Source organism: Bacillus sp. SKDU12 (assembly GCF_010093085.1).
GTDB classification, from domain to species: Bacteria; Bacillota; Bacilli; order Bacillales; family Bacillaceae; genus Bacillus; species Bacillus mexicanus.
Genome location: NZ_MSRC01000006.1, coordinates 22,886 through 35,484, shown reverse-complemented (window position 1 = coordinate 35,484; position 12,599 = coordinate 22,886). Strand labels below are relative to the sequence as shown.

Here is a 12,599-nt window from a genome sequence, read left to right as displayed (position 1 = left end):
CCTCTTTTCCAGAAAGTATATCTCATCCGGAAAGGAGAGATGACAATTGTTTAGTGCTGTGACTGAAGACGGCCGAATGTTTCACCTTCTAGGCGCTCGGCAAAGCCGAAAAATAAAACAGAAAAGGTTCTTCTGCCCAGTGTGCGGAGGTGAGCTTGCCGTAAAGCTTGGGCACCAAAAAGCGCCGCATTTTGCCCATAAACAGAACAAGTCCTGTTCAATAGACATAGAGCCGGAAAGCGCCTACCACTTAGAAGGAAAAAGACAGCTGTATGTATGGCTGAAAACGCAACAGGCGTCCCCGCTATTAGAACCATTCATTAAAAGCATCAAACAAAGACCTGATATTATGGCAAAGATCAAGGGACACATGCTTGCTGTTGAATATCAATGTGCAACTCTTGCTCCAGATCGCTTTCTGAAGCGGACAGCAGGCTTCAAACAAGCAGGAATCCTCCCGCAGTGGGTTATGGGACATAGCCGCTTAAAATGCCCTGCTCCATCTTTTTATCAGCTTTCTGCTTTTCATTGGCAATTTATCAATGCGAGTCCGAACAAGGAGCTGGTCTGTTATTGCCCGGAAAAACGGCTATTTCAACGGATTAGCTTTATTATTCCGTTTCACACAAACCATTCTTTTTGCTCCGTTCAAACGATTCCTCTTCACCAGGCAGATGCAAAAGAGATTTTTTTTACTGCGCCAAAGCCCTCATTGCGTTACGACAATTGGATGAAAGCCGTAATGCGTTTTCGGAATAAACCCCATCGATTTATTTCTAAGGAGTCAAATCGCCTAAGGCAGCTGTTTTATCAAAAAAGGCAGACATCTCTTTCATTTCTTCCGACTGAAGTGTTTATTCCTATTACAAAAGGAGCTGTTTTTAAAAGTCCGGTTTTTGTGTGGCAGGGATATCTTTATCTGTTTATGACGGATATTGGATACAAACGTGCGCCAATTCGCTTTTCCGCTGTTTTACAGCAGTGCAAACTGCACATTCATAAAAAGAACATTTCACTCAGATATGAATACAGCGAAAAATGTCTTTCAGAAGCGGTGAAACAATACATTGATTTTTTGTGCAAGAAGGGATTTTTAAGGGAGACTCAGAAAGAAGTATATGTGCTGTGTCAGTGCGCAAAGGACATATACTCATTACAGGATCTCTTAGAAAGAGACCGCAGCTGTTTTATAGAATGAGTTTGTCTCATTTGGCTCACCCTAAGACAAAGGTGGTGGGCTGGCTGTGAGAGGCATAAAAGGAAAGGTTTTTCGTGTTTTTGCTGTTTTTTTGGCATTCGTTCTCTTCATCGCTGCATATGATTTGACAAAAGGCAGTGAAAAACCGGAAGATATTCACAACACAAGTTTATTGAGAAACAGCGGTTTTTTCAATTGGCTTGAATTAAAGAAAACGAGGGGGATCACCATGGCTGAGGAAAAAAAAGCAAACCAACTGCCTGACAGAAGTGAAGTAAAGGCAGAAGACACATGGAGACTTGAGGATATTTTTCCTAATGATGAGGCCTGGAATAAAGAATTTCAAGCTGTAAAGGAATTAATTCCTAATCTATCTGAGTATAAAGGAAAGCTGGCAGATTCAGCCGATCATTTATACGAGGCACTTACGTATCAAGATAAAGTGATGGAACGGCTGGGCAGGCTGTACGCATATGCCCATATGCGCTCTGACCAAGATACCGGAAACTCCTTTTACCAGGGGCTGAATGACAAGGCGGGAAACCTGTATACACAGGCTGCTAGCGCGACAGCTTATTTGGTTCCGGAGATTTTATCTATAGAAGAAGACAAGCTCCAGCAGTTTATTCTTGAAAAAGAAGAACTGAAATTGTATTCCCATGCGATTGAGGAGATTACAAAGGAACGCCCTCACGTACTGAGCGAAAAGGAAGAAGCGCTGCTTGCTGAAGCTTCTGAGGTGCTAGGGTCACCTTCCAATACGTTCAGCGTTTTAAATAACGCCGAAATTACTTTCCCGTCCATTAAAGATGAAGAAGGAAATAATAAACAGATCACTCACGGAAACTTTATTAACTTCTTAGAAAGTGAAAACCGTGAAGTCCGCAAAAATGCCTTTGACGAAGTATATAAAACGTACGGACAATATAAAAACACAATGGCCACCACACTAAGCGGCACTGTGAAAAAGGACAACTTCTATGCGAGAGTGAAAAAATACAAGTCAGCGCGAGAAGCGGCGCTTTCTAACAACAGCATTCCCGAGGAAGTATACGACAACCTCGTCAAAACGATTAATAAGCATCTGCCGCTTCTGCATCGCTATATCGCGTTGAGAAAGAAAGTGCTTGAGCTTGATGAAGTGCATATTTATGATCTGTATACACCGCTTGTGAAGGATGCGGGGATGAAAGTTACGTACGAGGAAGCTAAAGATTACATGCTGAAAGGTCTGGCGCCTTTAGGGAAAGAATACGCTTCTATCTTAAAAGAAGGGCTGGAAAACCGCTGGGTCGACGTTTACGAAAATAAAGGGAAACGCAATGGCGCTTATTCATCAGGAGCTTACGGCACGAATCCGTATATCTTGATGAACTGGCATGATAACGTCAATAATCTCTTTACGCTCGTGCATGAGTTTGGGCATTCCGTACACAGCTATTATACGAGAAAGCACCAGCCATACCCATACGGCAACTACAGCATTTTTGTCGCAGAAGTCGCGTCTACGACAAATGAAGCGCTTCTTGGTGAATACCTGCTGAACAATTTAGATGATGAAAAACAGCGGCTGTATATTCTCAACCATATGCTTGAAGGCTTCAGAGGAACGGTCTTTAGACAAACGATGTTCGCCGAATTTGAACATCTGATCCATACAAAGGCGCAAGAAGGGGAGCCGCTTACACCAGAGCTTCTGACAAATGTCTATTATGACCTGAATAAAAAGTATTTCGGAGACGGCATGGTGATTGATAAGGAAATTGGCCTTGAGTGGTCCCGTATTCCGCACTTCTATTACAATTACTATGTGTATCAGTATGCGACAGGGTACAGTGCTGCCCAAGCGTTAAGCAGCCAAATTCTGAAAGAAGGAAAGCCGGCGGTTGACCGTTATATTGACTTCCTGAAAGCGGGAAGCTCACAATATCCGATTGATGTCCTGAAAAAAGCGGGCGTTGATATGACGTCACCAGAGCCAATCGAAGCTGCGTGCAAAATGTTTGAAGAAAAACTTGATGAAATGGAAGAACTGCTGATGAAAGTCAAGCAGTCCTAAAAAAAAAGCCTGTGCGTCATTTGCACAGGCTTTTTAAAATCCTTTAAAGGTTTTGCGGTGATTCAGGCGGTATAGGGTAAATAAAATAGACAGAAACAGCAGAGGAGAGGTAATATAAAGCGGCAGCATATGCATCATGCCTAATATATTCAAACAGAAAAAAACGGCAATACACACAATTGAGATCACAGTATACATCATGGCAATCCTCCCCGTCTTTATACCTTATAAAGATATGAAAGAATGTCTGTCGTTATGTTTTGTGACAAAAGTATGAACATTAAGCGTATAGGTTGTCAAAAGTCGACAACTTTTGTTATCATAAGGATGTGAAATTGATCACAAACAAACATTACCCCTTTGTTTGACCGTGAAAAATTTCTCCCATCCCCTTTGTTGTCGTTAAGACATATGAAACCGCGCTTATCCCGGCGCGGTTTCTTTAGTGCTGAAACCGGAACGTATGTTCTGTTCTAGTGCAAAAAAACAGCCTCAAGCATATGCACGCCTGCGGCTATTTTTCACATGATTGATATTCATCAGAATGAGTGCTGAGAGATTTCCAAAACATTCCGTGCTTGGCTTCCACTTTGGCAACCTTTTTAGCAAACGCCAATTTTTTCATTTCTTTTTCAACCTCTTCAAGGCTCAGATCATATACAAGAGCAATTTCTTTGGAGGCAACGAAACGGAAATACTCAATAAAACATTCCAGCGGCGGTGTTTCCGATGGCTTTGGCTCGTCGCCAAGCATCTCAAATAAGATTTCTTCATATACATCATATGAATAGCTGCCTGGTACTTTAAGTCCCTCGTCCTCGTGCTGCGTGTTAAAAAACGTCAGCGTTGGATTGACGGAAACATCCATCTCAGCAGCAATCCTCATGTCACATTGAAGCGCCTTGACCGCGCTTTGGGAATGCAGATCATTTTTGAATTCTTCAAGATCGAGATTTGTTTTTTCTGCGATTTCCAACAGCACATTTTCGTCCGTAATATTTTTCTTTGAAACAAACAGGCTCTCCTGCATATTTCTGAGAAATCGCATGCCGACTTTTCTTCCTTGCAGTTCGGCTGCTTTAAAAGCGAGAGCAGCCATGTAAGGAGATGAAAGCGGCTGATCTTGCTCGAGCCAGACATTGCCGTCACATGACATGCCGGAGCGGCTTGCAATCTTTTCCCATGCTTCTGCGAGGAGATGCTTTTTCCGCTTCTTATTTAATGCGGTAAGACTCGCGGAAGCTATAAGACGTAAGGTGAAAAACCGTCCGTATTTGATTTTCAGCTTTTTAATTACGGGTTCTAAGGACCAGCATTCAGGACATAATGGGTCTACAAACATGTAGATTTCAAGCGGTTTTTTTGGATGACCGTGGCAATGGGCGAAGTATTGCTCATGCTGATAGTTTGTCAAGATGATCAATCCTCCGCTTCCGTTTGATTCACCATATGCCTTGCTGTCAATTCCAGCCGGCCAAACAAAAACTCGCGAATATCGCCTTCCAGCCCTACATGGTCCATTGCGTCCTTCATACAGCTGAGCCACGCATCAGCTCTCTCATTTGTAATCGGAAAGGGAAGATGCCTTGCTCTGAGCATGGGGTGGCCGTGCTCCTCAGTATAAAGCGGAGGCCCGCCTAAATACTGAGTCAAAAATTGCTTCTGTTTCCTGGCGGTTTCTGTTAAATCGCTTGGAAAAATTGGCTTCAGCAAAGGATGAGACGCGACACGCTCATAAAAAGTATCAACAAGTTGCGATAGAAGTTCCTCTCCAATCGCTTCATAAGGTGCGTTAAACGATTGTCCCATGTTGACTACTCCTTTAAATATGGCTAATAGGAATCATAAATCCTATTGCGAAAAGTAATTTTTTGTATTTCAATCATTCATCTAGATTTATTTTAGCAACAAGGCATCATTTCTACAAACAAACTGCCTTTTATGCGTATGGGTGACAAGTTTCGGCTTGAAAGCCGGGCGTATTTCATATCATATCACATAAAAATCGGGAATGCGTAAGATTTCACCTCGCAAAAAAAACCAGAGGGCAGGAGCCGCTCTGGTTACGCGTAATAGGCTGAAGTTATTCTTTTTACATAGTTTTGCGTTTCCTTGAAAGGAGGAATGCCGCCGTGTCGATCAACATTTCCTGGTCCGGCATTGTATGCCGCTAATGCCATAGATACATTGCCGTTGTATTTGTTCAGCATTTGTTTTAAATACTTCGTTCCGCCTTCTACATTTTGCTGGGGATCCAGCGGGTTAGAAACACCAAGTGAGCGTGCTGTTGATGGCATCAGCTGCATCAAGCCGAGCGCACCTGCTCCGCTGACCGCTTTTGCATTAAAGCCTGATTCCTGTTTGATGACAGCGCGGATTAGCTTTTCATCGACGCCGTATTTATCAGCCGCTTTTCTTATTGCACTGTCAATGGAAAAGTCGCCCGAATTGAGCTGTTTGGCTTCATATTTGTTTGAAGCTGAATCTAACGCAGCAGTTTCGATGGTTTGTGTCGGTTTTGTAATATAACCTGAATCATTATTTATATTTGAGTTAAGCCCATAAATTGAAAGCAGTGACGGCGCTGTTGATGAAGCGCTGTTCAGCAGGCTGAGCGGGCTTGACGATGCAGAAGGTGCTGTTGGTTGCTGATTCGTCAGTCCGTTTGTATATTGGCTGAGCAAAGAGCTGAAGCTGGAGAGCGGGCTTTCTGCATCATTTTGAGTGCCTGTGCTGCGGGCGTTGGATATGGACTGTAAAGCCTGAAGCTGAAGTAAAGCTGCCCAATTCGTTACATTCACGATGTCATTCCACCTTATATAGACTTTCGTTTTTCTTCGTAAAAACGAAAAATTTTATTTTTGGTTTCGCGCTGAGGAATGCGGAATTGCTGAAGCAGCTTTTCGAAAGCTCGTTTGCCTTCATGCCAGTCTGCCGCCTCAAATTCGATTTCATAGTCCTCTTTATTTAAATATCGGCTGTGGTCTAAAACTATTAAGCCTTTTTCTGTTTCTTTTTCTGCGCGGTTTGTTGCTAAAGATCCAAAGTATTGAATGGCATCTGTATCTATATGAAGTTTGTGCAGCTGGTCCATCACAGGGCCTTCAGGAACTGAAAATGAAGAAAGATCTGATACCTCTGAAAGCCGCTGGTGTGTTTCCAACAGTCCTACATGTGCCGGTTCTTTTAATGTCAGGACATACTCTCCGTTTTTTCTGCGAATTCGAAGTGCAGCTTTTTTTTGTTTCAGCGCGAAGCTGTCTGTGTCAAAATAATGATTGCTTTGTTCTGTAAAATCTTCTTCTGTCAGCTGAAGTGCCGCTGTCAGCGTTTCAAATTCTTGTTTGGTCAGCATGTTTTTAAATTCAATTTCAATTTCTTGACTCATGATGTTCTTCCTTTCCGCCTTGTAAATCTGATTTTTACTATTATCTCTTTAGATGTTAGGTTTATCAATATCGGGCTTGATATGGTAAAATGAATCTGTACTTTTTTAAAAAAGGAGAGCATTATGCAAAACAGAATCGAAATCTTGAATGCAACATTATCGGATCAGCTTCGCCTTGCCTGTGAGACAGCAGGAATTGAAGCGGAATGCAAGCCGTCAGGTCAAATGCTTGTTGATTCTGACCGCTTTGCTTTTGTATACATACTTGAATTAGCTGATTCTTTTGAATATGTCATGATAAAGGAAGATGTATGGCCGGAACTGAAACAGGCTCATGCAAAAAGACTCCCGGTAGTTTTAAAGGCAGGAGACAAAACCATTGAGCTGGCAGGCCTGCATGAGGAGCTTGAGTATCTTTTAGAAAATATTAAAGATAATGCAAACTACGGAGAAATGGAAGAAAAAGTAAAAAGGGTGTTTTTGTAGAAACTGGTTCGGAATTGGGGGATGTATGATGATGGATGACAAACAATGGGAGCGTTTTTTAGTGCCGTACCGCCAGGCTGTCGAAGAGTTGAAAGTGAAGCTCAAAGGGATTCGCACACTATATGAATACGAGGATGAACATTCGCCGATCGAATTTGTAACCGGGCGTGTTAAACCTGTGGCGAGCATACTTGAAAAAGCGAGGAAAAAGAGCATACCGCTGCATGAAATTGAAACCATGCAGGATATCGCAGGCCTTAGGATCATGTGCCAATTTGTCGATGACATCCAAATCGTAAAAGACATGCTGTTCGCCAGAAAAGATTTCACCGTTGTGGATCAGAGGGATTATATTGCGGAACATAAAGAGAGCGGATATCGGTCATATCACCTTGTCGTGATGTATCCTTTACAGACCGTGTCCGGTGAAAAGCATGTTCTCGTCGAAATACAGATCCGCACATTGGCGATGAATTTTTGGGCGACCATTGAGCATTCATTGAATTATAAATACAGCGGAAACATTCCGGAAAAAGTAAAATTAAGGCTTCAGCGTGCTTCTGAAGCGGCGTCCCGGCTTGATGAAGAGATGTCGGAAATCAGGAGTGAAGTACAGGAAGCTCAAGCTGCCTTTTCACGAAAGAAAAAAGGAAACGAGTAACAATAGGTAAAGGGGAAGAAAAGCATGAAATTTGCCGTATCATCAAAAGGAGATCAAGTTTCTGATACGCTGAAAAGCAAAATACAGGCGTATTTATTGGATTTTGATATGGAACTGGATGAAAATGAACCGGAAATCGTCATTTCGGTCGGAGGCGACGGGACGCTTTTGTACGCTTTTCACAGATACAGCGACCGCTTGGACAAAACAGCATTTGTCGGCGTTCACACGGGTCATTTGGGCTTTTATGCGGACTGGGTTCCTCAAGAAATTGAAAAACTTGTTCTCACCATTGCGAAAACGCCTTATCATACAGTCGAATATCCGCTTCTTGAAGTGGTTGTGACCTATCACGAAAACGAGCGGGAAGAAAGATATTTAGCCTTGAATGAATGTACGATTAAAAGCATAGAAGGAAGCCTTGTGGCTGATGTGGAAATCAAGGGGCAGCTTTTTGAAACCTTCCGGGGCGACGGCCTTTGCCTGTCAACACCATCCGGCAGCACAGCCTACAATAAAGCGCTGGGCGGAGCGATTATCCATCCGTCTATCAGAGCGATCCAGCTTGCGGAAATGGCTTCCATTAATAACCGTGTATTCCGGACGGTCGGATCGCCGCTGCTTCTCCCTTCCCATCATGATTGCATGATTAAGCCAAGAAACGAAGTGGACTTTCAAGTGACGATTGACCATTTAACCCTTCTTCATAAGGATGTAAAGTCGATCCGCTGCCAGGTTGCTTCCGAAAATGTGAGATTTGCGAGATTCCGGCCGTTTCCATTTTGGAAACGAGTCCAGGATTCGTTTATCGGAAAAGGTGAATAGAAAGAGGACATATCGTGGAGCATTTTTTCATCAAAAAGAACATGACTTCCGCTGAAGACGGGATGACTCTAAAAGAATATGCTGGCGAGCTGGGCATTTCGAAACGTCTGCTGACTGATATTAAGTTTGGCGGGGGAGACCTGCTTATTAACGGCGAACATGTGACGGTCAAATACGTTTTGAGAGAAGGAGATGTCCTTGTCGTTCAGTTTCCTGAGGAGCAGGTGAGCGAGACGCTATTAGCTGAGCCTGTTTCGCTTGATATTCTGTATGAGGATGAACATGTGCTTGTTATAAACAAGCAGCCATATGTATCGTCAATCCCTTCGAGAGAGCATCCTTCCGGCAGTATTGCGAACGGAATTATCCATTATTATCAAATAAACGGAGTGCGGGCGACGGTTCACCTTGTCACCCGGCTTGACCGGGATACATCAGGTGTCATGCTTATTGCCAAGCATCGCTTTGCCCACTCTATTTTATCATCTGCGCAAAAAAACGGACTTGTGAAACGGCGGTATGCAGCAGTCGTCCACGGGCGGATGACGCAGGCGGAAGGAACAGTCGATGCTCCGATTGGCAGGCATCCTGAAAGCATTATTGAACGGATAGTGAAACCCGGCGGGCAAAAGGCGGTTACTCACTTTGATGTCAGATGTGCAAATGATGACATCACCTCAGTGACATTGCAGCTTGAGACTGGACGGACCCATCAAATTCGTGTTCATATGAGCTATCTTGGGCACCCGCTGTGCGGCGATACACTGTACGGCGGTACGAGAAGGAACATTGGCCGCCAGGCTCTGCACAGCGAGCAGCTGTCATTTATCCATCCGCTGACACAGGAAAACATGACGTTTCATGCCGCGCTGCCTCAAGATATGAAAGAACTGATAAAAGGAGAGAATCAATGATTCTCTCCTTTTTTATATGGAACGAAATCTTGATTCGTCATAAGGAAGGGAGCTTGGTACGGAGACGGTTTCTATTTCCGGAAAGCGAAAGCCTGTCAATTTATTCCCGAACACACAGCCTGTATCAATATTGATGGTGCGGTTGACCTTTTGAGGCTCTTTCACAGGTGTATGGCCGTATACTACCCATGATGTGCCGTTATAGGCTGCTGCCCAATCACGTCTAACGGGCCTGCCGTCCGGATACGTTTCCCCCGTCACATCACCATATAGCACAAAGTCTTTCACTCTGCGGGTATATTTGCCGATATCGTCAGCCTTTATGCCAGCATGGGCGACAACTAATTCTCCATTATGTAAGATGTCGTAAAGCGGCGCTGTTTCGTACAGTTTCATAAACTGTTGGCTGACTGCTATTCTCTCTTCTTTTGTGAGATCATCCAGCTCTGCCGCTGTTGTTTCAAGGCCATGCATCACTTTCACTGGGTTTCCTTTTAAGTAGCGGTACAGCTTGTTGCAATGATTTCCCGGGACATAACGGACGGCACCCTTTTCGTAAGCGCTGGCTGCAAAGCGGATGACCTCTATCGATTTGGGCCCTCTGTCAGTTATATCTCCCGCAAAAATAAGCATCCTGCCTTCCTCGTGGACAGGCACTCCATTTTTGATCGTATAGCCAAGCTTTTGGATTAATGCAATCATTTCATCATAGCAGCCATGAATATCACTGATAATATCGTATGCCATACGGTATCCTCCTTGCTAATTGATTTATTTATTATGATGCAAAGTACTGGGAGTCATCACAAGCTTTTATGTGCAAATTATAGAAGAATCATTTTCTAAATAAAAAAAAGGCCTTATTACTTTATTTTTCATCATCAACCTTGTTAAAATCGCGTTATGTTTTGTAAACATGTGGTTTTGTTCTTTGAGTAAGAACTGGTATAACCATGATCTAAAAAGGAGGTTTTGATTATGGCGCATACATCTGTCGCATCTTTAGTTGTCGTACTTATCGTTGCATTTCTGACACCCATCCTTTTGCATCGGTTTAAACTCAGCATCCCGGTTGTTGTTGCTGAAATTATTATGGGATTGATTATAGGGAAAAGCGGTCTTAATTTAGTTGTGGAAGGTGACACATGGCTTCAGACGCTTTCTATGCTCGGCTTTATCTTTTTAATGTTTTTAAGCGGGCTTGAAATTGATTTTACATCGTTTGAAAAAGGAAAGAAAAAGCAGCTTCTGCCAAATGGAAAGGAAGCGCCTAATACGTTTGCTGCGGCATCCATTATTTTTGCAGGTATTTTTATTTTATCACTGCTGCTGTCCTACGGATTCGTCTTAACTGGATTTATCCAAAATGCTTTTTTAATGACGCTCATTATTTCAACCATTTCATTGGGTGTTGTCGTTCCTACGTTAAAAGAAGAGCGAATCATGAATTCAAATATCGGCCAGATTATTTTGCTCATTGCTGTTATTGCTGATTTGGCTACGATGATTCTTTTAGCTGTTTTTTCTTCTTTATACGGAGAGGACAGCGGAAACATGTGGCTCTTAATGATCTTGTTTGCGGCCGGAGTGGTGCTTTACTTTTTCGGCCGGGTTTTCAAACATCGCTCTTTTGTTCAATCCATGTCAAAAGGGACGATTCAAATTGGAACACGTGCCATTTTCACGTTAATCATCGTACTTGTTGCTTTGTCTGAATCACTTGGAGCAGAAAATATCCTTGGCGCTTTCTTAGCTGGGGTACTCGTTTCCCTTCTTTCGCCAAACAAAGAACTTGTTCAGCAGCTGGATTCATTCGGCTATGGGTTTTTAATTCCGATTTTTTTCGTAATGGTCGGTGTGAAGCTGGATATATGGACTCTTTTCCAAGATCCAAAAATTTTAATCATGATTCCGCTTCTGCTTCTGGCACTGTTAGTGAGCAAAATCATTCCTGTCTTGTACTTGAAAAAGTGGTATGATAATCGAACAGTTTTAGCGTCTGGTTTTCTGCTGACATCAACGCTTTCGCTTGTAATTGCCGCTGCGACAATCGGCCAGCAGCTTCACATCATCAGCGCTAATATGTCAGGGGCGCTGACATTAGTAGCCGTCATTGCCAGTATTTTTTCGCCGGTCTTCTTTAAGAAATTGTATAAACGGGAGAAGCAGACGGAAGAGAAAAAGACGATTACGTTTATCGGCGCAAATCAAATGACATTGCCAGTTACTCTTGAACTGCCGGAGGAAGAGTATGATGTGCGTGTTGTACACGTCTATCAAGAGAATGCGGAAGAAAAGCTGTCAGAATCAGTCTTTACTGTTGAAACAGTTTCTGACTATGAACGTGAGACGCTTGAATCACTCGGCATTTTTGATACGGATATCCTCGTTGTCGCGACTGGAAATGAAGACATGAATACGGACATTGCGTTATTTGCGAAAGAGAAAGGCACAGAAAGAATCATTGCCAGCGTAGGGTCTCCGGATAATGAAGCTGCGCTGAAGGAGCAAGGAATCAGCATTTTTTCTATTTTACTGTCAACAAAAACACTGCTTCGCGCGCTAATAGAAGCGCCGGGAGTCATGAGCCTGCTTACAAACCAGGAGTCTTCCCTGTATCAAGTGAATATGGAAAACGGCACATATGACGGTGTGATTTTGCGGGAATTTCCTTTAACGGGTGACGTCATCTTTGTCAGGATTTTCAGAGGTGTGGACAGCATCGTTCCTCACGGAGATACGAGGCTGAAACTGGGAGACCGCTTAATTGTTACCGGATCTCGGGAATATGTAACAGAACTTAAAAAAACATTGGAAGAATAAATCTTGACCAAGCAGAGATTCGTGTTAATATAGAGGTGCAGAACAATTCAATATGATTCGTATAACCACTAGGGGTGTCCTTCATAAGGGCTGAGATAAAAGTGTGACTTTTAGACCCTCATAACTTGAACAGGTTCAGACCTGCGTAGGGAAGTGGAGCGGTATTTGTGTTATTTTACTATGCCAATTCCAAACCACTTTTCCTTGCGGGAAAGTGGTTTTTTATTTATCAGACAGGGGGAATG

At 43.1% G+C, this 12,599-nt stretch carries 13 protein-coding genes and 1 riboswitch; of the genes, 7 read left to right on the top strand and 6 right to left on the bottom strand.

Annotated features, from left to right (window positions below):
* Positions 1 to 46: 46 nt before the first annotated feature.
* Positions 47 to 1,198, top strand: a complete 1,152-nt coding sequence (locus BTW01_RS05030) for a competence protein CoiA family protein (protein WP_162101938.1) — start codon at positions 47 to 49, stop codon at positions 1,196 to 1,198.
* A 229-nt stretch (positions 1,199 to 1,427) separates the two neighbouring features.
* Entirely contained in the window at positions 1,428 to 3,257 is a 1,830-nt protein-coding gene (gene pepF, locus BTW01_RS05025; RefSeq protein WP_202923589.1) for an oligoendopeptidase F, read from the top strand.
* A 33-nt stretch (positions 3,258 to 3,290) separates the two neighbouring features.
* Here pepF and BTW01_RS05020 read toward each other — a convergent pair whose 3' ends face one another.
* From BTW01_RS05020 to BTW01_RS05000, 5 genes are all read right to left on the bottom strand, one after another.
* Entirely contained in the window at positions 3,291 to 3,458 is a 168-nt protein-coding gene (locus BTW01_RS05020; protein WP_019713977.1) for a hypothetical protein, read from the bottom strand.
* A 313-nt stretch (positions 3,459 to 3,771) separates the two neighbouring features.
* Positions 3,772 to 4,671 carry a protease adaptor protein SpxH gene (gene spxH / locus BTW01_RS05015; protein ID WP_162101936.1) on the bottom strand — a complete coding sequence of 300 codons (900 nt, stop codon included), beginning with the start codon at positions 4,669 to 4,671 and terminating at the stop codon, positions 3,772 to 3,774.
* Between the two features lie 5 nt (positions 4,672 to 4,676).
* Positions 4,677 to 5,066: a thiol management oxidoreductase gene (locus tag BTW01_RS05010; RefSeq protein WP_162101935.1), complete on the bottom strand. Its 390-nt coding sequence runs from the start codon at positions 5,064 to 5,066 to the stop codon at positions 4,677 to 4,679.
* Positions 5,067 to 5,320: 254 nt separating this feature from the next.
* On the bottom strand, positions 5,321 to 6,058 hold the full coding sequence (locus tag BTW01_RS05005; protein ID WP_258894734.1) for a lytic transglycosylase domain-containing protein: 738 nt from the start codon (positions 6,056 to 6,058) through the stop codon (positions 5,321 to 5,323).
* A 14-nt stretch (positions 6,059 to 6,072) separates the two neighbouring features.
* Positions 6,073 to 6,645 carry a CYTH domain-containing protein gene (locus BTW01_RS05000; protein ID WP_162101934.1) on the bottom strand — a complete coding sequence of 191 codons (573 nt, stop codon included), beginning with the start codon at positions 6,643 to 6,645 and terminating at the stop codon, positions 6,073 to 6,075.
* Positions 6,646 to 6,768: 123 nt separating this feature from the next.
* Between BTW01_RS05000 and BTW01_RS04995 the strand changes: the two genes are divergently transcribed.
* The 4 genes from BTW01_RS04995 to BTW01_RS04980 are packed head-to-tail and all read left to right on the top strand — an operon-like array spanning position 6,769 to position 9,531.
* A complete protein-coding gene (locus BTW01_RS04995) occupies positions 6,769 to 7,131 on the top strand; it encodes a hypothetical protein (protein WP_162101933.1) in 363 nt (120 codons plus the stop codon).
* 31 nt (positions 7,132 to 7,162) lie between these two features.
* Positions 7,163 to 7,792, top strand: coding sequence for a GTP diphosphokinase (yjbM, locus tag BTW01_RS04990; RefSeq protein ID WP_162102176.1), 630 nt, complete (start codon positions 7,163 to 7,165; stop codon positions 7,790 to 7,792).
* 24 nt (positions 7,793 to 7,816) lie between these two features.
* The gene (locus BTW01_RS04985; protein WP_162101932.1) at positions 7,817 to 8,617 is read left to right on the top strand and encodes an NAD kinase; all 801 of its coding nucleotides are present in this window, start codon (positions 7,817 to 7,819) and stop codon (positions 8,615 to 8,617) included.
* A gap of 14 nt (positions 8,618 to 8,631) precedes the next feature.
* On the top strand, positions 8,632 to 9,531 hold the full coding sequence (locus tag BTW01_RS04980; protein ID WP_202923588.1) for an RluA family pseudouridine synthase: 900 nt from the start codon (positions 8,632 to 8,634) through the stop codon (positions 9,529 to 9,531).
* Between the two features lie 12 nt (positions 9,532 to 9,543).
* Here BTW01_RS04980 and prpE read toward each other — a convergent pair whose 3' ends face one another.
* Positions 9,544 to 10,278 (bottom strand): bis(5'-nucleosyl)-tetraphosphatase PrpE, encoded by a 735-nt coding sequence (gene prpE / locus BTW01_RS04975; RefSeq protein ID WP_162101931.1) that lies wholly within the window; start codon positions 10,276 to 10,278, stop codon positions 9,544 to 9,546.
* A gap of 231 nt (positions 10,279 to 10,509) precedes the next feature.
* Between prpE and BTW01_RS04970 the strand changes: the two genes are divergently transcribed.
* A complete protein-coding gene (locus BTW01_RS04970; protein WP_162101930.1) occupies positions 10,510 to 12,354 on the top strand; it encodes a monovalent cation:proton antiporter family protein in 1,845 nt (614 codons plus the stop codon).
* 60 nt (positions 12,355 to 12,414) lie between these two features.
* Positions 12,415 to 12,523, top strand: a riboswitch (TPP riboswitch).
* Positions 12,524 to 12,599: the final 76 nt, after the last annotated feature.